17 protein-coding genes are annotated in these 20,609 nt (G+C 60.6%); 10 read left to right on the forward strand and 7 right to left on the reverse strand.

Annotated elements, in window-relative coordinates:
- The first annotated feature begins 3 nt into the window (after nucleotides 1–3).
- From DXT88_RS16435 to DXT88_RS16475, 9 genes are read left to right on the forward strand one after another with little or no spacing between them, the layout of a single operon-like run.
- Entirely contained in the window at nucleotides 4–1,386 is a 1,383-nt protein-coding gene (locus tag DXT88_RS16435; protein WP_265215039.1) for a Wzz/FepE/Etk N-terminal domain-containing protein, read from the forward strand.
- Nucleotides 1,387–1,399: 13 nt separating this feature from the next.
- A complete protein-coding gene (locus DXT88_RS16440) occupies nucleotides 1,400–2,362 on the forward strand; it encodes a polysaccharide biosynthesis tyrosine autokinase (protein WP_265215041.1) in 963 nt (320 codons plus the stop codon).
- The gene (locus DXT88_RS16445; protein ID WP_265215042.1) at nucleotides 2,335–3,636 is read left to right on the forward strand and encodes a lipopolysaccharide biosynthesis protein; all 1,302 of its coding nucleotides are present in this window, start codon (nucleotides 2,335–2,337) and stop codon (nucleotides 3,634–3,636) included. Before DXT88_RS16440 ends, DXT88_RS16445 begins: the two co-directional genes overlap by 28 nt.
- Nucleotides 3,633–4,571 carry a glycosyltransferase gene (locus tag DXT88_RS16450; protein ID WP_265215043.1) on the forward strand — a complete coding sequence of 313 codons (939 nt, stop codon included), beginning with the start codon at nucleotides 3,633–3,635 and terminating at the stop codon, nucleotides 4,569–4,571. The genes DXT88_RS16445 and DXT88_RS16450 overlap by 4 nt, the downstream gene beginning before the upstream one ends.
- Nucleotides 4,555–5,919, forward strand: a complete 1,365-nt coding sequence (locus DXT88_RS16455; RefSeq protein ID WP_265215044.1) for an O-antigen ligase family protein — start codon at nucleotides 4,555–4,557, stop codon at nucleotides 5,917–5,919. The genes DXT88_RS16450 and DXT88_RS16455 overlap by 17 nt, the downstream gene beginning before the upstream one ends.
- Nucleotides 5,916–8,309 (forward strand): cellulase family glycosylhydrolase, encoded by a 2,394-nt coding sequence (locus tag DXT88_RS16460; protein WP_265215045.1) that lies wholly within the window; start codon nucleotides 5,916–5,918, stop codon nucleotides 8,307–8,309. Before DXT88_RS16455 ends, DXT88_RS16460 begins: the two co-directional genes overlap by 4 nt.
- Nucleotides 8,302–9,705, forward strand: coding sequence for a hypothetical protein (locus tag DXT88_RS16465; RefSeq protein WP_265215046.1), 1,404 nt, complete (start codon nucleotides 8,302–8,304; stop codon nucleotides 9,703–9,705). The genes DXT88_RS16460 and DXT88_RS16465 overlap by 8 nt, the downstream gene beginning before the upstream one ends.
- Nucleotides 9,702–10,853: an acyltransferase family protein gene (locus DXT88_RS16470; protein ID WP_265215047.1), complete on the forward strand. Its 1,152-nt coding sequence runs from the start codon at nucleotides 9,702–9,704 to the stop codon at nucleotides 10,851–10,853. The genes DXT88_RS16465 and DXT88_RS16470 overlap by 4 nt, the downstream gene beginning before the upstream one ends.
- A 41-nt stretch (nucleotides 10,854–10,894) precedes the next feature.
- On the forward strand, nucleotides 10,895–11,668 hold the full coding sequence (locus tag DXT88_RS16475; RefSeq protein ID WP_265215049.1) for a polysaccharide deacetylase family protein: 774 nt from the start codon (nucleotides 10,895–10,897) through the stop codon (nucleotides 11,666–11,668).
- Here the strand turns inward: DXT88_RS16475 and DXT88_RS16480 are convergent.
- The 3 genes from DXT88_RS16480 to DXT88_RS16490 are packed head-to-tail and all read right to left on the reverse strand — an operon-like array spanning nucleotide 11,625 to nucleotide 15,061.
- Nucleotides 11,625–12,854, reverse strand: coding sequence for a GNAT family N-acetyltransferase (locus DXT88_RS16480; RefSeq protein WP_265215050.1), 1,230 nt, complete (start codon nucleotides 12,852–12,854; stop codon nucleotides 11,625–11,627). The genes DXT88_RS16475 and DXT88_RS16480 overlap by 44 nt on opposite strands.
- On the reverse strand, nucleotides 12,851–14,257 hold the full coding sequence (locus DXT88_RS16485) for an undecaprenyl-phosphate glucose phosphotransferase (RefSeq protein WP_265215052.1): 1,407 nt from the start codon (nucleotides 14,255–14,257) through the stop codon (nucleotides 12,851–12,853). The genes DXT88_RS16480 and DXT88_RS16485 overlap by 4 nt, the downstream gene beginning before the upstream one ends.
- 48 nt (nucleotides 14,258–14,305) lie before the next feature.
- Nucleotides 14,306–15,061, reverse strand: a complete 756-nt coding sequence (locus DXT88_RS16490; protein ID WP_265215054.1) for a WecB/TagA/CpsF family glycosyltransferase — start codon at nucleotides 15,059–15,061, stop codon at nucleotides 14,306–14,308.
- Between the two features lie 226 nt (nucleotides 15,062–15,287).
- Here DXT88_RS16490 and DXT88_RS16495 point away from each other — a divergent pair, with 226 nt between their 5' ends.
- Nucleotides 15,288–16,223 carry a glycosyltransferase gene (locus tag DXT88_RS16495; RefSeq protein ID WP_265215056.1) on the forward strand — a complete coding sequence of 312 codons (936 nt, stop codon included), beginning with the start codon at nucleotides 15,288–15,290 and terminating at the stop codon, nucleotides 16,221–16,223.
- A gap of 135 nt (nucleotides 16,224–16,358) precedes the next feature.
- Here DXT88_RS16495 and DXT88_RS16500 read toward each other — a convergent pair whose 3' ends face one another.
- The 4 genes from DXT88_RS16500 to pheT all read right to left on the reverse strand — a co-directional run bounded on the left by DXT88_RS16500 (nucleotide 16,359) and on the right by pheT (nucleotide 20,605).
- Nucleotides 16,359–17,102 (reverse strand): FkbM family methyltransferase, encoded by a 744-nt coding sequence (locus tag DXT88_RS16500; RefSeq protein ID WP_265215058.1) that lies wholly within the window; start codon nucleotides 17,100–17,102, stop codon nucleotides 16,359–16,361.
- A gap of 166 nt (nucleotides 17,103–17,268) precedes the next feature.
- On the reverse strand, nucleotides 17,269–17,679 hold the full coding sequence (locus DXT88_RS16505; RefSeq protein ID WP_016834059.1) for a MerR family transcriptional regulator: 411 nt from the start codon (nucleotides 17,677–17,679) through the stop codon (nucleotides 17,269–17,271).
- A 14-nt stretch (nucleotides 17,680–17,693) separates the two neighbouring features.
- On the reverse strand, nucleotides 17,694–18,107 hold the full coding sequence (locus DXT88_RS16510) for an integration host factor subunit alpha (RefSeq protein ID WP_050977690.1): 414 nt from the start codon (nucleotides 18,105–18,107) through the stop codon (nucleotides 17,694–17,696).
- Nucleotides 18,108–18,178: 71 nt separating this feature from the next.
- On the reverse strand, nucleotides 18,179–20,605 hold the full coding sequence (gene pheT / locus DXT88_RS16515; RefSeq protein WP_265215062.1) for a phenylalanine--tRNA ligase subunit beta: 2,427 nt from the start codon (nucleotides 20,603–20,605) through the stop codon (nucleotides 18,179–18,181).
- Nucleotides 20,606–20,609: the final 4 nt, after the last annotated feature.

Consider the following 20,609-nt stretch of genomic DNA (forward strand, 5'->3'; position numbering starts at 1 on the left):
AACGTGAACCTGCAGGCTCCCGAAACCGGCTTATCCTCCAAACAGCTGGCGTCGATGATCTCGGCGCGGCGCAGCACGATATTCAAGACCCTGCTGGCGACGGTGGCGGCGACGATCGTCGTGACCCTGTTGCTGCCGAAAACCTATACCGCCTCGTCCGACATCTACCTCGACTACAAGGGCAACGATCCCATCAACGGACGCCTGTTCTCGCCGATGATGGACGAGAGCTACATGCAAACCCAGTTCGACATGATCAAGAGCCAGGCCGTGGCGGAAAAAGTCATCGATGCGCTCGACCTGGAACGTACCGCCGCCTATCATGAAGCGGTCGAACGCAGCGGCGAAGCCCGCGCGCACTCGCAGCTGGTCAAGCGCATCAACGACCATACCATGGTGGTGACGCGCCGCTCCAGCCGCGTGATCGAAGTCGAATATGCCGCGGACACCGCCGAGCAATCGCGCGACCTGACCAATGCCGTCGTGCGCGCCTACATCGACCTGAACCAGCAGATATCCTCCGCTTCGGCGCGTTCCCGCCGCGAGCAGTACAACGCGCAGCTGGAACATCTGCGCAAGGAAGCCGATTCGATTCAAGAGAAACTGACCAAGTACCAGCAGGAAGTCGGCATCCTCGATCCCAACGAACGCAACGACCTGCAATCGCGCCAGCTGGGCGACCTGATGACTTCGCTGATCGCCGTTCAGAACCAGCAACAGGAAGCGCAGGCCCGCAAGAGCGCCACCGACAGCCTGGTGCGCAACGGCCTGCGCATCGACGAATTGCCGGACGTCGCGCAGCGTCCCAACATCAACGATCTGAAATCCAAACTCAGCGACGTCAACAAGCGCCTGGCTGATATACAAGAGGTACTCGGCGCGCGCCATCCGAAGACAGTAGCGCTGATCAGCGAGCGCGACGATATCGCTGCGCGCATCTCCCGCGAAGCGCGCAGTTCGCTGGACGCGCAGCAAATCGACGCGCGCCGCCTGGCCATGCAGGAACAGGCGCTGCAAAAGGAAGTCGACACCCAGCGCGCCAAGCTGCTTGAGCAGAAACAGCATCGCGACACCATCACCTCTTACCAGCGCCAGCTCGACAGCGTCGAGCGCGTCTACAACACCGCGCTGGCGAAGTACGATGAAATCCTCATGGCCAGCAACATCAATACCTTCGACCTGACCGTCCTGCGCGTGGCCGAAGTGCCGAGTACGCATTCCAAGCCGCTGCTGCTGCAAAACATCGCCGCCAGCATCGTGGTCGGCCTGGCGCTGGGCTTCTGCCTGGCCCTGCTGTACGAACTCGGCCAACGTCGCGTGCGCTGCGAAGACGATCTGGTGCGCGGCATCCACCTCCCGCTCATCGGCAACATCGGTATCCGCTAAGGCTGCAATGACCATGGCAACAGAAAACACATCGACCACACCGATCATCACTATGGGGACCGCCGACAAGATGGGCGCTCGCTTCGTGGAAGCGGGCCTGCTGACCGAAGAACAGGTCGCACGCGTTGTCGAGTTGCAAAATTCCGCCCATATCCGCTTTGGCGAAGCTGCCGTCCGCCTCGGACTGCTGACCGAACAGGATGTCCAGGCGGTGCTGTCCAAACAGTTCAACTACGCCACCGCCCTGACCTCGACCGAAGGCCTGGACAAGTCGCTGGACATCGCGCTGGCGCCGTTCGGCATGGAAGCCGAAGCGATTCGCCAGATCCGCGCCGAGTTGTCGATCCGCCTGAGCGATCAGGAAAAAATCTCGCTCGCCATTGTCAGCACGGCCGAAGGCGAAGGCAAATCCTATCTCGCCGCCAGCCTGGCCCTGGCGTTCTCGCAGATGGGCAAGCGCACCCTGCTGATCGACGCCGACATGCGCGCGCCCAAGCAGCATCTCCTGTTCGGACTTGAAAACAAAACCGGCCTGTCGACCATGCTGGCCGGGCGCACCGAGATTTCCGCCGGCGGCCTGGCCGAAGGTTTCCCGCATCTGCGTGTCCTCAGCGCCGGCCCCCAACCGCCGAATCCGCTGGAAATCCTGCTGCAGCCGGCGCTGAGCAACCTGATGCGGCAACTGGCCAATGACTTCGACGTCTTCATCGTCGACACGCCGGCCGCACAGACCTCCTCCGACGCGCAGACCATTTCGCAGCAAGTCGGCATGTGCCTGCTGGTGGTGCGGCAGCATCATTCCCGCTTGGACGACCTGCGTCAGACACAAGCGCAAATGAAGACCGCAGGCGCGCAAATCATCGGCACGGTCTACAACCAGTTCGCCGAGAACGACGCGTTCGATCAGCTCGAAGGCAAGGGCAAGAAACTATGGCACCGTCTGCGCAAATGGCTGATCAGCCCACTCAACAGGTAGGCGGCGTCAGTAGCAGGAAGCTGCTCACGCACTCACTGGCGTCGCTGCTCGACCAGGCCCTGTTGAGCGGGCTGAATTTTGCGCTGGGCCTGGTGCTGATCCGCCTCGCGACCAAAGAGTCCTACGGCGTCTATTCGCAGATGTATGTCGCGGGCATCTTTGCCTCCACTGTCATCGAAGCGCTGATCACCGGCCCGCTGACTACCATCGCGCCCGGCAAGACGATCGCCGAACGCGCGCGCCTGACCACGCTGTTGCTGCGTTTCCAGTGGCAGCTCAGCATAGTCCTGGCGGTATTGTTCGGCATCGGCAGCGGCGTGATCGCGGCCCTCGCGAAGATCGACGCGCATCCGGTCTGGCTGGGCATTGCCTTCGCCATCTATATCCTGGCCAACGCCCAGCGCGAATACCATCGCAGCATCAGCTTCATCGAAGCCCGCCCTCGCCGCGTGCTGCACACCGATGCAGCCTATGCGCTGGGCGTGATGGTGGGCGTCGGCATCCTGCTGCTGGTCGGTTACCTGACCGTACCGGCGATCTTGCTGGTGCTGGGACTGGCCAACATCGCCGGCATGTGGCGCAGCACCGACCACGGACTGGCATCGCCAACGTCGATGCAGGCCCGCGATAAAACGGAATACCGCGCCGCCGTCGGCGAAGTCATGCAACGCGGCCGCTGGGCCTTGCCGGGCGCGCTGGTGGCCTGGGCCACCAATTACAGCTATCTGTATCTGGCGGCGGCCGTGCTCGGCGTTGCCGCATCCGCCGACCTGAATGCCTCGCGCCTGCTGCTCATGCCGATCTCGTTGTCGGTGCTGGCCTGGTCGCGCGTGGCGCGGCCAATGGTCAGTCGCCTGTTCGCGGCACGCGACTGGAAACATCTCGACCGCCTGGCCTGGGCCTCGATCGCCGGCGTCGAAATCGTCACCATCGTCTACGTCATCGCCCTGTGGCTGGCCTTGCCGTGGCTGCAGGCGCACGTGCTGGGCGCCAAATACCACGGACTGGAACCGATGGTCCTGGCCTGGGGCGGCTATTTCGCCATCAACGCGGCGCGCTGGATCGGCTCGTCCTGGCTGACCAGCAACGACCAGTACAAGCTGCTGCTGCTGAGCGGCGTCGCCTGCCTGATCATCATGCTGATTTCGGCCGCAGTATTCATCCCGCTGTACGGCACCTGGGGCGCGATCCTGGCGCTGATCATCGTGGAAGTGTTCGACCTGCTGCTGATCTGGGTCGTCTTCCTGCCCATGCTGAGGCGCAGACAAAGATGAGCGCGCCCATCGACATCAGCATCTGCATCTGCACCTTCCGCCGTCCCGAACTGCTGGACCGGTTGCTGGCTGCGCTGACGGAACAATCCATCGATGCCCTGCGCATGGAAGTGGTGGTGGTGGACAACGACCCGGCCGGCTCGGCCGCGCCTGTCCTGCGCGACTGGCAAGCGCACTTCCCCATGCCCCTGCATGCCGTGCATGAAAACACGCCCAACATCGCCAATGCGCGCAACGCCGCGGTGCATACCGCGCAGGGGGAATGGGTGCTGTTCATCGATGATGACGAAGCACCCGATCCCGACTGGATCCGCCACCTGATCGCCGCCCAGCGCCGCTACGACGCCGACGCCGTGTTTGCGCCCGTGCTGCCGCGCTACCGGGACGACACGCCGGCGTGGATACGCAGTGGTGATTTCTTCAATCGTCGCCGCTTCGCCACCGGCACCGTCATTACCACCAAGGATGCCCGCACCGGCAACGTATTGATCCGGCGCGGCAAACTGATGGCCGTCTCTGCTCCCGATGGCGGGCCTTTCGACGCCGCCTTCGGCCGCACCGGCGCAGAAGACACCATGCTGTTTCGCGACATGCTGGCGCACGGCGCCAGGTTCGTCTGGTGCGACGAAGCCACCGTCAGTGAAGAAGTCCCGGCCCAGCGCGCCAACCTGAACTGGCTGCTGCGCCGCTCTTACCGCCTCGGGCAAACTTACGTCTTGTCGGAAATCGCCCGCCTGCACGGCGTGCAGCGGTTCCTGCGTGCGACCCAATTGGGCCTGCGCGCACTGCTGCAGCTGCTGATTGCCGCCGGCGTCGCGCTGGCGACCCTGCCCTTTTCCCGCATCATGTCCATTCGCTGGCTGCGCACCACGCTGGCACAGTGCGGCAAATTAAGCGCCCTTGCGGGCCATCGCTATCATGAATACGGCAACTGACCAATTGGGCGCCTCGCGCCCGGCCAACATCTTCGACAACATTGATCCGTTTGTCGTGCGCCTGCTGATCGTCATGAGCATCACGTTCTCGCTGCTGCCGCCCGGCTTCAACTGGGGCAACACCGCTCCGCAAGGCAGCTATGTGGAAGGCTCGCTCATCTTTCAAATGGAATTCGGCTCGGTGTTCCTGATCGGCGCCTGGCTGGCCTGGCGCAATCGCGGCTGGAGCCTGCGCCATGTGCAACACCTGAATCCGCTGCTGATCGCCATCGTTCTGTATTGCCTGATCACGATCCTCTGGTCGCCCTACCCTGTCGTCACGCTCAAACGCAGCATCCAGCTGATCGGCCTGACGCTGGTCGGCATCGCGATCTCGCCGCCGGTCGGCGGCAAGCAGCAACTGATCCGCACCATGCTGGGCACGCTGATGGCGCTGATGGCGTGCTCGTTCGTCGTGGCGCTGGTGCTGCCGCGCATCGGCGTCGATTACGAATTGGGCGGCGCCTGGCGTGGCATCCTGATGCAAAAAAATGCGCTGGGCGCCATCTCCGGCCTGTGCGTAGTGTTGTGGATCAAGGAAAGCCTGGGCACCACGTTTCCGCGTTCGATCTGTTATTTCGGCATCCTGTTCAGCCTGTTCATACTGGTGATGGCCAAGAGCAGCACGGCCATCCTGGTAGCGGCGCTGGGCACCGGGATCTATCTGCTGGTACGGCGACGCTACCTGAACGGTGAATTCGACGGCCGCAAACTGACGATCAGCCTGGCAGTCGTCATCCTGCTCGGGTTCCATATCTTTTACGTGATCAACGGTCGCCTGCCTGAATGGAGCGAGCTGTTCGCCCCCTTCGGCGCAGTGTTCAACAAGAGCACCGACCTCACCGGCCGCACCGACATCTGGCGTCTGGTCCTGCTGGAAGTGGATCGCCATCCCGTGTTCGGCATCGGTTACGGCGCCTTCTGGCTCGGCGAAGGCAGTCCGTCGCAGACGATCATCAACGCCCTGCACTGGATTCCGCTGCAGGCGCACAACGGCTACCTCGACATCCTCAACGAGCTCGGCATCATCGGACTGGCCATCATGGCCGGCGTGTTCGTCTTCCACATCCGCAACCTGATCAAGCTCACGCGCATCGACCGCGAAGAAGCCGCCATCCACTGGGCCATGCTGATCCTGATCCTTATCAGCAATCTGTCGGAAAGCGAGGTGTTCCGCGGCGTGCTGTTCCAGAATATTTTCTTCATCTATTCGTCGACCGCGATTTCCGCGCGCCTGACCTTGCACCGCATGGAACAGGCTGAACTGGCAAAGCAAACCGAAAACGCCCTGCGTGGAGCCGCATCATGAGCAAACTTCTGAGCAAGACCATGCGCCTGTGCGCGCTGACGCTGACCGTCGGCTACCTGACGCTCTCCGTGACTCCCCTGTCGGCAATCGCACAGACGGCACCCGCCGCCTTTACCATCGGCGATAACGGCATCGCGTATTTCAACTTCGCCATCGACGAAGACAAGCTGGGCGGCGCACCTGACCGCTCGGCCATGAACCAAGCGCTCGATGCCGGCTCGCGCATCTTCGTGCGCAACGGCCACTTTTATCGCGTCGGTCCCGACAATCGACCTAATACGGCCGACGATGCGCGCGTGCGCCTGTACGGCATCAACCTGAGCTTTTCCGCCAATTTCCCATCCGACGCCGATGCCGTGCGGCTGGCGCAACGCCTGCGCAAGCTTGGCATCAACGCCGTGCGCCTGCATCACATGGATACCAGCCCCGGCACCCAGGACAATCCGCCGCGCAGCCTGCTCACGCCCGGCCCCTATCCGACCTTCAATCCTGTTGCAGTCAGCCGTCTGCGCAACTTCATCGATGCATTGAAGCAGCAAGGCATCTACGTCGATCTCAACCTGCACGTGGGCTATCGCTTCCGTCCCGCCGTCGACCAGTTGCCGCCGCTGGATGGCAAAACCGAAGCCACGCCGCTGGGCGCACCGATACACGTCTATTACCCGCGTATGGTGGCGCTGCAGGAAGACTACGCGCGCCAGTTGATCCGTGCGCTCGGCTTGCGCAACAACCCGGCGCTGGCAATGGTGGAGATCAACAACGAATCTTCACTGCTGGCGGCCTGGCAACGGCGCGAATGGACCGAAGCCGTGCCCCGCGCCTATGAGGCGGAACTACGCAAGCAATGGCAGGAATGGCTGGTCCGGCGCTACGGCTCCACTACCAAAGCCTGCACGACATGGAATACCTGCGTGTCATCCAGTTCCGTGGTGCCGTTGCTGACGCCGACCGATGCCTCGCAAATCGGCCAGTGGCGCGACCGTCTCGACGGCAAGTTCAAATCATTGACCGAAAAGGTGCTGGGTCCGACCGATCCCGGCACGCCCAATACGTCCGGCGAAGCCTTGCGCGTGCGCGACTTCCTGTTGTTCCTGGCGGATACCGACCGCGCCTACTTCAACCGCCTGCGCCAGGTCGTGCAGAGCGAGACCGACGCGCTGGTGCCGGTGACCGGCACCCAGATGGGCTACGGCGGCGTGCTCAACTTCGACTCGCAGGCGCAGATGGATTACATCGACGAGCACTTCTACATCGACCATCCCGACTTCCCCGGCCCGGCCTGGGACCGCAACGACTGGCGCATCCGCAACAGCGCCGCCAGCGACGGCGAGCTGAACCGGCTGCTGGCGCTGTCCTTGCGCCGCGACATCCGCAAGCCCTTCGTCGTCAGCGAATACAACCAGCCCTTCCCCAACAAGCAAGGCAGCGAGATCCAGCCGCTGATGGCGGCCATCGGCGCGGCGCAGGACTGGGACGGCCTGTTTTTCTTCGATTACATGGACGGCGACAACTGGGCCGCCACACCGTCGGCCTTCACACTCGCCGGCGACTGGAGCAAATATGCTGCCACCGGCCAAAGCGCCATGCTCTTTCGCAACGGACTGGTCGGCACGCTGCAAAAGCAAACGGCGATTCCTTTCGGCGCCGAAACACGTGCGGCAGTCGCCGCCGTGCGCGATCCAAGCGCCTTTGAAACGCATTTATCGGTGCGCTACGGCGTCACGCCGGAACTGGCCACGCAAGCGCGACTGGGCATGGACCTGAGCGGCGCCGGCAAGCTGGACAAGCAAACGCCGCCGGCAACAACGCCGCTGCGCGCGGCCAATGGCGAATTCGAATTTGAAGCGCAACAACGCACCATCCAGTTGCGCACGCCGCAGGCGCGCGGTTTCTTCGGCTTCTTGATGAAACGCCGCGTGGGCGATGACAACGTCGCCATCGAACTACTCGGCAAGAGCCGCGGTTTTACCGGCGTGCTGCTGACCGCGCTGGACAACCGCCCGCTGGTCTCGTCGCGACGCATCCTGATCTCCGCATCGAGCGCCGTCACGGGCAATCAGTCCGGTTCGATGCCGCCGCGTCCGAAGGAATTGATCCGTTACAAAAGCGATGCCAAATGGTGGACGCTGGAACAGGACGCGGGCATGAACAGCAAGCCCTCCGGTCCGCGCGACGTCGAAGGGCCGGTCTGGATGGAACGCAATGAAGCGCGCATCAGCTTGCGCACCCAGGCCAAGCGCATCAGCGTCTATCCCCTGGACGGCAGCGGCAAGCACATGACCGCGCTCGACGGCAACCGCGCCAGTCTGAACAACGGCATGGCAACCATCCATATCCAGGCCGAGATTGGGCAGGCCAGCCCCTGGTACGAGGTAGTCGCCGATGAATAACCGCCAGCAAACGCTACGTCCTCTCTTTCTGCCGGTGCAGTTCGGTACATTGAGCGTGCTGGCATCCGCTGCGCTCGGCCTGTCGCTCGTCTCCGCTCCGGCACGCGCCACCGCCGAGTACGCCCTGCAAAGCGGCGTGAGCTGGTATCGCATCGACAATCCCTTCATGTTCCCCAGCAACAGCGACAACAAGCTCAAGACTTCCGACTCGGCCTGGTCAACGGACATCCGCGGCGCGCTCTTCCTGCCGCTGCCGACCGAACGCACCAACCTGCAGTTGACAGCGTCGGTGTCGCAGATGCACTACGGCAGCTCATTCGGCAACTACACCGACCTCAACGGCAATGGTCCCTACAACCTGAATCAGGCCAAGAAGCAGTTCCAGGGCATGTACACCTGGGAATACAGCGACCTGCTGCGCGGCCGCGTGCGCCATCGCACCGATGATCGCCTGTACAACTACTTCGGCGGCGAAATCGCGCCCAGCACCACCACACCGCCACGCGGCATCTCCAACATCGAACCGGAGTTTCCGCATATCCGCGAAGACGAGATCGAAGTCGCCTACCGCGTCACCAACCGCTTCGACGTGCCGCTCACCTGGACCCAGCAAACGCTGAGCTACACGGTACCGGGCCGGGTCGAGATGTACAACATGAACAGCAACGCGGTCCAGGCAGCGATCCGCTACACCTCCGGCATCAAGTCAACGCTGTCGGCGGGCGTGCGCCGCAATCGGGTAGGCTTTTCCAATCGTACGGCCCAGGACATTGCCGACTTCGACTCCGGCTATACCGACACCGAGTTCTTCACCGATACCGCCTGGCGCTATACCGAGAACACGATATTCATCGCCCATCTCGGCTCCATCGCGCGCCATTTCAAGACGCTGCCCAACCGCGACAGCCGGCTGGTGTCGGGCGAGCTGGGGATCGACTGGCACTATTCGCCCAAGACCACCTTCTACGGCCGCATCTGGGATCGCCCGCAAGCCAACGAGGAAGCCGACAGCCGTCTCTATGTGATTACCAAAGGCGTGCAGGGACGCGTGGTATGGCAGGCCACCCCGAAGACGCGCGTGTCGCTGCTGGCCTCGCTGGAGTCGCAAAAGTCGCAGAACTTCGCTACCGCCCGGATCAGCACGCCGACCAGCGGCGACGATCAGCAGTTACGCCTGGGCTTTCGCTACGATTACGACATCACGCGTCGCCTGGCGCTGCGTGTAGACGCCATACGCGAACAGACCACCTCCAAATCGGGAGGCAATATCGACTACCGGCGCAGCACGGTACAAGTCAGTCTGAATTACACCTTCGACAACATCACCGGGCCGTTCAACTTCGACAACCAGCAAGGCTACAACCGCGCGCGTCAGCAAATTGAGGACCTGCGATGAGCTTCAGCACGACTGTCGGCACGGCAGCAAGCGCCCGACCATCATTCGATTACCTATCCGGCCTCGATGGCTTGCGTGCCTGCGCGGTATTGCTGGTGCTGGTTGCACATATGGGTTTCAGCACGGCGATCCCGGGCGGCTTCGGCGTGACGGTGTTTTTCTTCATCAGCGGCTTGCTGATTACCCGCTTGCTACTGGCGGAACATGCGCAAAACGGCCGCATCGCGGTGGGACGGTTTTATGTGCGGCGCTTGTTCCGGCTGTATCCGGCGCTGCTGGTGGCGGTCGCGCTGGCTGCGCTGACGTTCAGCGCCGCCGGCGGCATCATGAGTTGGGGCAAGGTGTTTTCCGCCCTGTTCTACTACGCAAATTACTATGGCATCTATGCCCACTTCGGCCAGGGACGCGACGGCTTCGATCCCTTCAGTATCCTGTGGTCGCTGGCGGTGGAGGAGCAATACTATCTGGTCTTCCCTTTTATTTGCGTCGCTGTGCTGGCGGGAACCGCCGACCTGCGCCGTTTTTCCCGGGGGCTGGCGGGCAGCGTCGTGCTGGTGCTGGCGTGGCGCGTGATCGTGCATCACTATGGCAACAGCGGCGGCGGCACCAGCGATTACATCTACATGGCGACCGACACGCGCATCGATTCGATCCTGTACGGCGCCTGGCTGGCGCTGATCCTGGCCAACGATACGCAAAAGCACTGGCGACGCTTTTCGGCCAGCCGTGTGGTGCAGGCGGTGTGCCTGTTGCTGCTGCTGGCCAGCTTCGTGGTGCATCATCCCGGCTTTGGCGACACGCTTTCTTACTCGCTGCAAGGGTTGGCGCTGATGCCGCTGATAACTGCAATTTGCTTCACCACTTCGACGACGTCGTTGACCCAGCTGCTGGAAACCAGTCCCATGCGCCGCATCGGCAACTGGTCGTATTCGCTCTACCTGTATCACCCTGTCGCCATCGTTCTGGCGGAGATCTGGTGGGGTCCCGGCAGCATCGGGCCGCAGCGCATCGGCTGGCAGACCTACCCGGCCTTCGCACTGACTGCGGTGCTGCTATCATTTGCACTTGCCGTGTCGTCCTACAATTTTGTGGAGAAGCCGTTCCTGCGTTGGCGCCGCCGTTTCGGCGCGCACGTGACCGACACTTGATTGACGAGCTGACATCACCGCCAACGCAGCCGGAAAAATTCATGTCCGATTCCGCCTCCAAACTTGCCCTGCGCATCAGTCGCCGACTGTCGCAGCATGCCTTCCGTAACCTCTTGCCATTGCAGGCAGAGACCGGCGTGGTCAGCTTCACCTTCGACGACGCGCCGGCATCGGCATGCGAAGCAGGTGCGCATGCGCTGGAACACCACGGCGTGCGCGGCACCTTCTACGTCGCCGGCGGCCTGACCGATGGCATGGAAGAAGGAATACCCTGCCACACCCGCGAACATCTGCAGACCCTGCTGACCAATGGCCACGAACTGGGCTGCCATAGCTACTCACACATCCGCTGCGATAACCTCAGCGCCGATGCGCTGGAAAAAGAACTGGACCGCAACGCCGCCTTTCTCGCCGAACTGGGTGTGGATATTGCCGCGCTGAATTTCGCCTACCCTTTCGGCGCCTATGCTTATAACGCCAAACGCATCTGCAGCAGGCGCTTCCGCTCCAGCCGCGTCACCAGCGGCGGCACGCATGAACACGTCGCGGACCTGAACGCGCTCAAGACCCATCGCCTGTACGACCTGCCGGTGGATACGGAAAACTATGAAACGCTGCTGGAACGCACCGCGCGCAGCAAAGGCTGGCTGATCGTCAACACGCATGACGTGGAAAGTCCGCCGAGCCGCTTCGGCTATACGCCGGAGCGGCTGGAACATGCCGTCGCTGCGGCGCTGGCCGCAGGCTGCAAGGTGTTGCCTGTGAATTCGGCTATTGATTATTTCGAGAAGAACGCAGCCCGCGCAGACGTCTGACCAGGCTGCGCAGGTGCTTATCGTTGCGCGCCCGCGCACGCAGTTGCTGATAAGCCTCACTGCACGCCACCACGATTTTTCCACGCAAGCTATGGCCCTGCTGGCCGGCATACAGAGGCAACATGTGATCGGCCCATTGCATCTTGTAGCCCTCGTCGCCCACGGTCAGGTCGAACACCGCCACTGCTTCTGCGATGCAATGCCGTACCACGGCATCGAGCAGGATCCGGCCCACCGAATAGCGCGCCCACTCGCCGTCCTGATAACCCGGCATGAGCCAGTAAAAGCGGCTGCCGTAGCGCATGCCCCAATGCGTTGCAACCAGATCGTCATCGACATACAAGGCCGATACGACGATCTCGCCGCCTGACAGGCCTTGCGCAGCAAGACATTGATAGAAATCCAGATAGCCCGGTTCGGCGAACAGATCGCGGCTGCCGGTTTCGTGCCAGCGTCGCGCTTTCTGCTGCGCCATGCCTGCGGTCACCGCGGCGCGTTGAGCCGGCGGCACATCGATCAGCAGTTTCACCGTGCCGAGTTCGCCGAGGCGCCGCAACTGACGGCGCGTGTCGGCAAACATCTTGGCGCTGCGCACTTTCTGGAATTCGGCAAAGGTCGGCGTCAGCGTCGCCGCATGCGCCTGCTCAGTGTGGCGCATGCCCGCCAGCGCAACCAAGGGATTGACGACGCCTTCGACATGCTGCGGCATGCGCCGTACACGGAAAACGTCGACGCCGCCCAGCAGACGGATGATGACCGGCCACAACACGGCAAAGGACGAGGCGTCGAAATCGGGATGCAACAGCGGCGCATGATAGTCGGTGATCTCGCCACCGAGGAAACCCGCAAAACGTATCCCATGCTTGCGCTGACGGCCGAGCGGCAACAGCATCAGTGTGCGATCGTCGCTATCGGTGAGTTCGACGATATGCACTTCCCAGCCTTGTCGCTCGCCCAGTTCGCGCTGCCACGTTGCCAGCCAGTCATAAGCCTGAAAACCGTATGCCGCGCATGAACCCTGCGCAGCGCGCCAGCGCATTTCGGCGTGTGCGAATGAGGAATGAATGCGCACCGCCGTCCCTGCGGCAAAGCGACCGGCAATATCCGGCGCCAGTTCGCTCAGCAGGTGTCGGGCAACTTCATTCGACATATTCACCATGCGGCGCAGCGACTTCAGTAGATTCAATAGGCATTGCGGTCTTTGAGCACCACCAGCACGGTGCGCAGGATGATCTTGAAATCCAGCGTCAGCGACCAGTTGCGGATGTAGTAGAGATCGTATTCGACGCGGCGCTGCATCTTGTCGAGCGTATCGGTTTCGCCGCGCAGGCCGTTGATCTGCGCCCAGCCGGTGATGCCCGGCTTGACCTTGTGGCGCAGCATGTAGCCCTTGACCTGTTTGCGATACAACTCGTTATGCTGGACCGCATGCGGACGCGGACCGACGATGCTCATCGATCCTTCGAGCACGTTAAAGAACTGCGGCAACTCGTCCAGCGAGGTCTTGCGCAGGAAACGTCCGAACGGCGTCACGCGCACGTCGCCGACGGTGGCCTGCCTGACCTCTTCCCCCCTGGGCAAGGGGTCGTTGCGCATCGAACGGAATTTGGACACCACGATCTGTTGTCCGCCGACCCCATAACGGAACTGACGAAACATCACCGGTCCCGGTGACGACAGTTTCACGCCCAGCGCGATGAACACCAGCAACGGACTCAGCAAGATCAGGATGATCAACGACAGCACCACATCGACAAAGCGCTTCAACAGGCGCGCGACACCGATAAACGGCGTTTCATACGCCACCAGCACCGGCGTGCCGGCCATTTCCGCATATTGCATGTGACCCAGCCCGAACATCTTGGAATCCGGTACGAAATACACCGATGCCACCGAATCATGCAAGGCATCCACGACCGGGGCGATATCGCTGGAACGCGCATGCACCAGCGCCACGAACACCACATCCACCGGGTTTTTCTCGATCCAGCTGATGGCATCCATCAGACCACCCAGACGCGGCAGTTCAGCACCGACCCGCTGGGTTCCCTGGCGATTGTCAAAGAAGCCGAGCGGACTGATGCCCAGCATTTTGGAGGTCTTGAACGATTCCGACAGACGCTGTGCATCTTCACTGAAACCGACGAACACGGCGGTGCGCCGTTGCCCCTTGGCGGTGTACAGACGCAGTGCCCACCAGCGGCACAGCAAAGAGGTGGCAGTCAGCGTGAACGGCGTGATGATCAGCCAGGCCGTCATCACCACCCGCGAAAAATCGGCAGTGCTTTTGGTCAGGTACAGCGCCAGCACCACCACGAAGAAGGTGCCGACCCACAGCCGTACTATCGTGGTGAAATGATGCACCATCATGGAAGTGTTCTCGACCGCATGGCTGCGCAGGTCACTGAACACGATAAAGCCGGTGACACCGGCTACTGCGGCGACAAAGTTGAAGGTGAAGAAATTCGCCCACTGGTAGAAAGCGACACAGACTTCCAGCGTAAGTATGATGGTAAAGGCGTAGGCCACGCCCACTACGAGTCCCAGTAAAGTCGCATGGTGATTGCGCTTATCCGAATAAAAACTCAATGCCCACTCCTTCTTCGCTTTTTGCCTTTTGTCTACGCTGCATTGCAGCTACCACTTCCGCCGCAGCAGACCAGCGAAGCGCGCGCCCTGCACGATATAACGACGCCACAGGCGGCGCGGTTCGGACGCCAGCCGCCAAGTCCATTCCAGGCCGCACTTCTGCATCCAGCGCGGCGCGCGTACCTTGAAACCGAGCGCAAACTCCATTGCCGCGCCCACACACATTACCACCCCGGCCTGCAATTGATCACGCAGCCCGATTGCCCAACGCTCCTGCTTGGGCATGCCCAGACAGACGAATACCACTCCCGGTCGGGCCTGATTGACCCGCTGCAACGCTTCCAATCCTTCCGCACCGAGCGGATCGAACTGCATCGACGGGCAGAACAGATCCACTTGCAAGCCCGGATAGGTACGCGCAAACGCCGCATGCAAGGCCTGCTCCTGCCCCGGCATGCCGCCGATCACATAAACCGGCACCTGTTGCGCGGCACAAGCCCGTGCCAGCGCGACAAACAAATCCGCCCCCGTGACCCGCTCAGGCAAGGGCTGCCCGGTAAGACGGCTGGCCCACACCAAAGGCATGCCGTCGGCAAAAATGAAATCGGCCTGCACATACAGCTGGCGGAACTGCGGATCTGCATCCAGCCGCACCACATGATCCACATTCGGCGTGACGACGATCGCCGGTGTCCCGGCAGGGCTGGCGGCCAGTTGCATCAGACGTTGTGTGGCCTGATCAAAACTGGCAACACAGATATCGATACCAAACATCCGACAAGTCGGAAAATCCCCTGTTTTCATTTCTTCCTCACCCGGATGCCAGCAACTTACCTCAATGCATTAGCTTGATCGAAGCCAATTTGATATTATTTTAACAATTTTCTACTGGCGCCCAAATTTTTGATGGTCATTGCCTGATAATTTTTTGCTTTTTGCACGCTGATGACACAGGATAAACAACACTACGGCACACGCCAAGCGCATTTACACTTGTCAAAATTGCAATGAACCAACTTCCAGGACAGCCATGCCCGATACCGAACAACTTCCCCTGCAACCGGTAGCCGCCGCACCGGCGGTCAATCCTCACGTTGTTCCTTTAGTGATCATTTCTCCGGTGCGCGACGAAGCTAAGTACTTGCGCCGCACCTTGGATTCGGTGGTGGCACAGACTTATCGCCCAATCGAGTGGATTTTGGTGGATGACGGTTCGGTAGATGCCACCCCTGACATCGTGCGCGAATATGCCGAAAAATATCCGTTCATCCGCCTGCTGCCGCGCCAGGACCGCGGGTTCCGCAAACTGGGCGGTGGCGTGATCGCCGCCTTCAATTTTGGCAAGGAACACATTCAGCACAGCGAATACCAATACATCGCCAAACTCGATGGCGATATGTCCTTCGGCCCGCTCTACCTGGAGCGCATGTTTCAGCGCCTGGAGATCGACCCCAAACTGGCCGCCGTATCCGGCAAAGTGTATCGCGACGAAGATGGCCACTATATCGAAGAAACCCATATCGACGAACAGGTCGCCGGCCAGTTCAAGCTCTACAAGCGCAAAGCATTTGAAGACATCGGCGGTTTTGTGCAGCACTTGTCGTGGGATGGCATTGACGTCCATAGCGCCTGGATGAAGGGCTGGAAAACCTTCAGCTTTTACGATCCGCAAGCCTGGCTATGGCACCATCGGATCATGGGCTCATCCGACAAGCATATCTATGAAGGCCGCCTGCGCTGGGGCCGGGCCATGTGGTACATGGGTTACCATCCGCTTTATGCGATCGCCGCCGGCATCAACCGCATGCGCGAAAAACCCGTGTTCATTGGCGGCCTGTTGATGATCGTCGGGTTCTTCTGGTGTTGGGTACGCCGTCAGCCCAGCTATGACAATATGGAATTCCGGCGTTACTTGCGGCAATGGCAAATGACGCGTCTGAAAAAGACCCTGCTGGGCAAGAAATAAGCCCTGTCCGTCTGCACCAAGAGCGACGATCGACCACCGTGAAGTCTGAAGACCGGCTGCCATCCATGTGCAGCCCGTCGGTCTGCCGTGCACAATGGCAAGCGGCAAACTGCTCCTCGTGCAGCAGGGGCTAGCTTATTTCGCAGGTACCAGATCCGAGCGGATCATGATGCAATCGACTTCTACCAGGCGCGGGAAATGCCCGGCATTGTTCGGCACCAGAGCGCTCAGCGTGAAGCCATGGCTTTCGTACACGGTAAGGGCCTCGCGGAAATCCACCGAATCCGCATACAGTTTGGCAATCGCCAGTTCGCTCTGCAGACCGACAAACTCCTGCACGATATTGGCCGAGCCCTTGAAGATGTTGACGTCGTAACCCTGGGTATCCATTTTTAGGAAGGGCCGGACAAAACCATATTCCGACTGCAGCCGGCGCAAGGTTTTCTCCAGGCGTTCGGTCTCGACCTCGATCGTTTCGCTGACCGCATTCAATTTGACAAACAAATTCACATCTTCATGGCTGGGAGTGCTCAGCGAACTGAACTGGCTCGATTTCATGACGTTGAATTGGGCGACGCCATCCTGATTCGAAATCGCCAGTTCGCTGATGATCCATTTATCGTCGCGCGCGGAACGCTGGCGCAGGACCGCGGCGTCATGCGGATTCGGCTCGAACGAAAAGATATGACCTTGATACCCGCCGCGACGCAGCATCTCCGCATATTGCCCCTGGTTCGCGCCGATATCGAAGACAGCATCGACATCCAGATATTGCAGCAGTTTTTTCAGCTGGATCTGTTCCCATTGAGCATACAGCCGTTGCGAATCAACGACATCGTGTTTCAATCTGGACAAGGCAGCTTTAATGGCTTTGATCACTATAGCCTCAATAATTTATGTGATTTCGGAAAAGGGAAACAGGCGTACGAAACGTACTGTGAGCGCTCAGTATGCCTCAAGCAGCAACCGAAGTGCGCGCTGCTACGTGGTGCTTGTCTCGATAAGAAAAAAGCTGCCAGCGGCAGCTTTCTTGTTCATACAGCCATCAGGCACGCGCCGTCGGTCGCAGTAATTCGAGAATATCGAGCAATTCGACACGCACCGCATCAATCTGGGCTGCATCCATCGACACTGACACTTCGACCTCTTCCGGCAACCCTTCCTGCCGCTCTTCGCCCATATGGCCGTCCAGCTTGTTGCGGGCGCCGCTGATGGTAAAGCCTTGCTCGTACAGCAGTTCGCGGATGCGGCGGATCAGCAGCACTTCGTGATGCTGGTAATAGCGGCGGTTGCCGCGCCGCTTGACCGGCTTCAGCTGGGTGAATTCCTGCTCCCAGTAGCGCAGCACGTGCGGCTTGACGCCGCACAACTCGCTGACTTCACCGATGGTGAAATAGCGCTTGGCGGGAATCGGCGGCAATACGATCACCGCAGGTTTATTGACGCGTTCGTTCATGGAATGAAATTACGTTACACAGCAAGGGCGAGAGGCTGGCCGCTCGACACCTCGACCATTTCCTTGAGCTTCTGGCTGGCGTGGAAAGTGACGACGCGGCGCGCAGTAATCGGAATCTCTTCGCCCGTCTTGGGATTGCGACCGGGGCGCTGCGGCTTGTCGCGCAACTGGAAATTACCGAATCCAGAAAGCTTCACCGCTTCGCCGCGTTCGAGCGCATTGCGAATTTCGTCGAAGAAAGTTTCAACCATGTCCTTCGCTTCGCGCTTGTTGAGACCGACCTGCTCGAATAAAAGTTCGGCAAGTTCGGCCTTGGTCAGCGTCGGGAGATTTTTTTCTGCCTGCGAACGCACCTCGGATTCGAGTACGGCGCGTTGCAAGTCGGCATCGAGCACAGATTGAAATTCGCTTGAATTCACGTTATTCATGACGGGTGATTGGCCTGTTCTCTACCGGTTCTTTGTTTATTTATTTGTTCTATCTATTGCTTTATGTACTATCAAGCACGCAACTTGGCGGCAAGTTTCCCTGTCGCAGCGGCTACGATAGCGGCCATTGCAGCATCAACTGTGTCGTCCTGGAGTGTGTTTTGAGTATCTTGCAAGGTGAATCGGAAAGCAAGACTTTTTTCGTCGTTTTCCAAGCCCTTTCCTTGATATTCATCAAATAAAACAATGGCTTGGATGATTCCGCAAGCAGGGTTGCCTTGCTGTTCCGCAGCGAAAATATCACGCAATTCCTGGACCTGAACCGCCTGTTTGACGACCAGTGCGAGGTCGCGCGTGACGGCTGGGAATTTGGAGATTTCGACGTAGGCCGGCACGTCGCGTTGCTGCAGCGCAGCCGCATCAATCTCGAACACGACCGGCGCCAGCGGCAGGTCGTATTTCTGTTGCAGACGCGGATGCAGTTCGCCGATCAGGCCGATGCTCTTGCCGTCCAGCTCAACCTGGGCCGAACGTCCCGGATGCAGCGAAGGATGCTCGATGCGTGCGAAACGCAGGACGCGCGGAGCGAACAAGACTTCCAGATCCGCCTTGACGTCGAAGAAGTCGACATTGCGCGCGTCCTGCCCCCATTGCTCGTCAGCCACCGGGCCATAGGCCAGGCCGGCGACGCGCTTGGGTTGATGATAACCGGCCACTTCCAGCGGGCCGTCCTGCACTTGCGCATCGCGATGGAACACCGCGCCGATTTCAAACACGCGTACGCGGTTGGCCTTGCGGTTGATGTTGTAGCGCACATTGGCGACCAGGCTGGCGATCAGCGAGGAGCGCATCACGTTCATCTGGCTGGCGATCGGATTAAGCAGCTTGATCGGCGCCTGGTTGCCGGCAAAGTCGGCTTCCCACGCGCTCTCGACGAAGCTGAAATTGACCACTTCCTGGTAGTCGAGGTCGGCCAGCAGGTGACGGATGGCGAACAGCGAACGAATATTTTCCGGCGCGATCTTCATCTCGCTGGCGGCCACCGGTGGCAAGGCCGGGATGTTTTCAAAGCCGTAGACGCGCGCGATTTCTTCGATCAGGTCTTCTTCGATTTCGATGTCGAAGCGGAACGACGGCGGCGTCACCGCGAACAGGCCGGGCTCTTGCGTGAACTGCAGGCCGAGGCGGGTGAAGATGTCGGCGATCATATCGTCGGTGATGGCCACGCCGATCACCTTGGTGGCGCGCGCAGTACGCACCTTGACCGGCTCGCGCTTGGGCAGGTTGACGATCTGGTCGTCGACCGGGCCGACCCTGGTGTCGGGCGTGCCGCAGATTTCGATCAGCAAGGCGGTGATGCGCTCGATGTGTTCAACCACGGTGGCGAAATCAACACCGCGCTCGAAGCGATGCGCCGCATCGGTCGAGAAGTTGTAGCGGCGTGCACGGCCCTGGATCGCTTGCGGGAACCAGAATGCGGCTTCCAGATAAATATTCGTGGTCTCGAGCGAAACTGACGTGGCGTCGCCGCCCATGATGCCGGCCAGCGATTCGAGTTCCTTGTCGTCGGCGATCACACCGACCCATTCGTCGACTTCAACGGTGTTGCCGTTGAGGAGCTTGATCTGTTCGCCCTTCTTGCCCCAGCGCACATCGAGACTGCCATGGATCTTGTCGAGGTCGAACACGTGCGACGGACGACCGAGTTCCAGCATGACGTAGTTGGAGATATCGACCAGCGCCGAGATCGGACGCTGACCGCTGCGCTCAAGGCGCTGCTTCATCCATTGCGGCGTTGCCGCCTTGGCGTTCAGGCCGCGGATCACGCGACCGGCAAAACGGCCGCACAGATCCGGCGCGGAAATCCTGACCGGCAGTTTTTCGTCGAGATTGACGGCGACCGTCTGGAACGTCGGTTGCTTCAGCGGGGTATCGGTCAAGGCCGACACTTCGCGCGCCACGCCGAGCACGGACAGGCAATCGGCCTTGTTCGGGGTCAGCTTGATGGTGAACTTGAGGTCGTTGAGCAGGAAGTAATCGCGGAAATTCTGGCCGACCGGCGCATCGTCAGGCAACTCGAGCAGGCCGCCATGATCTTCCGACAGCTTCAGTTCGCGCGCGGAGCACAGCATGCCTTGCGATTCGACGCCGCGCAGCTGGCCGACCTTGATCTCGAACGGCTTGCCGTCGGCGCCCGGAGGCAGCACGGCGCCGGCCATCGCGCAAGGCACCTTCATGCCGACGCGCACGTTCGGCGCGCCGCAGACGATGTTGAGGATGGTGCCGGTCTTGACGTCGACCTGGCAGACGTTCAGGCGATCGGCGTTGGGATGCTTGGCGACTTCCAGCACTTCGCCGACCACCACGTTGGAGAACGGCGGCGCGACCGCTTCGACTTCTTCCACTTCCAGGCCCGACATCGTCAGCATGTGCGACAACTCATCCGAAGTCATCTTCGGATTGACCATGGTGCGCAACCAGTTTTCAGAGAATTGCATGATT

The organism is Herbaspirillum lusitanum (genome assembly GCF_026127345.1).
GTDB lineage: Bacteria > Pseudomonadota > Gammaproteobacteria > Burkholderiales > Burkholderiaceae_D > Herbaspirillum > Herbaspirillum lusitanum.

Excerpts from the sequence above, each read along its gene's own strand:
- DXT88_RS16510 (WP_050977690.1), bottom strand. The coding sequence starts at position 18,107 with ATGAATAACGTGAATTCAAGCGAATTTCAATCTGTGCTCGATGCCGAC.
- DXT88_RS16475 (WP_265215049.1), top strand. The coding sequence starts at position 10,895 with ATGTCCGATTCCGCCTCCAAACTTGCCCTGCGCATCAGTCGCCGACTG.
- DXT88_RS16495 (WP_265215056.1), top strand. The coding sequence starts at position 15,288 with ATGCCCGATACCGAACAACTTCCCCTGCAACCGGTAGCCGCCGCACCG.
- DXT88_RS16505 (WP_016834059.1), bottom strand. The coding sequence starts at position 17,679 with ATGAACGAACGCGTCAATAAACCTGCGGTGATCGTATTGCCGCCGATT.
- pheT (WP_265215062.1), bottom strand. The coding sequence starts at position 20,605 with ATGCAATTCTCTGAAAACTGGTTGCGCACCATGGTCAATCCGAAGATG.
- DXT88_RS16460 (WP_265215045.1), top strand. The coding sequence starts at position 5,916 with ATGAGCAAACTTCTGAGCAAGACCATGCGCCTGTGCGCGCTGACGCTG.
- DXT88_RS16440 (WP_265215041.1), top strand. The coding sequence starts at position 1,400 with ATGGCAACAGAAAACACATCGACCACACCGATCATCACTATGGGGACC.
- DXT88_RS16490 (WP_265215054.1), bottom strand. The coding sequence starts at position 15,061 with ATGAAAACAGGGGATTTTCCGACTTGTCGGATGTTTGGTATCGATATC.
- DXT88_RS16470 (WP_265215047.1), top strand. The coding sequence starts at position 9,702 with ATGAGCTTCAGCACGACTGTCGGCACGGCAGCAAGCGCCCGACCATCA.
- DXT88_RS16445 (WP_265215042.1), top strand. The coding sequence starts at position 2,335 with ATGGCTGATCAGCCCACTCAACAGGTAGGCGGCGTCAGTAGCAGGAAG.
- DXT88_RS16465 (WP_265215046.1), top strand. The coding sequence starts at position 8,302 with ATGAATAACCGCCAGCAAACGCTACGTCCTCTCTTTCTGCCGGTGCAG.
- DXT88_RS16450 (WP_265215043.1), top strand. The coding sequence starts at position 3,633 with ATGAGCGCGCCCATCGACATCAGCATCTGCATCTGCACCTTCCGCCGT.
- DXT88_RS16455 (WP_265215044.1), top strand. The coding sequence starts at position 4,555 with ATGAATACGGCAACTGACCAATTGGGCGCCTCGCGCCCGGCCAACATC.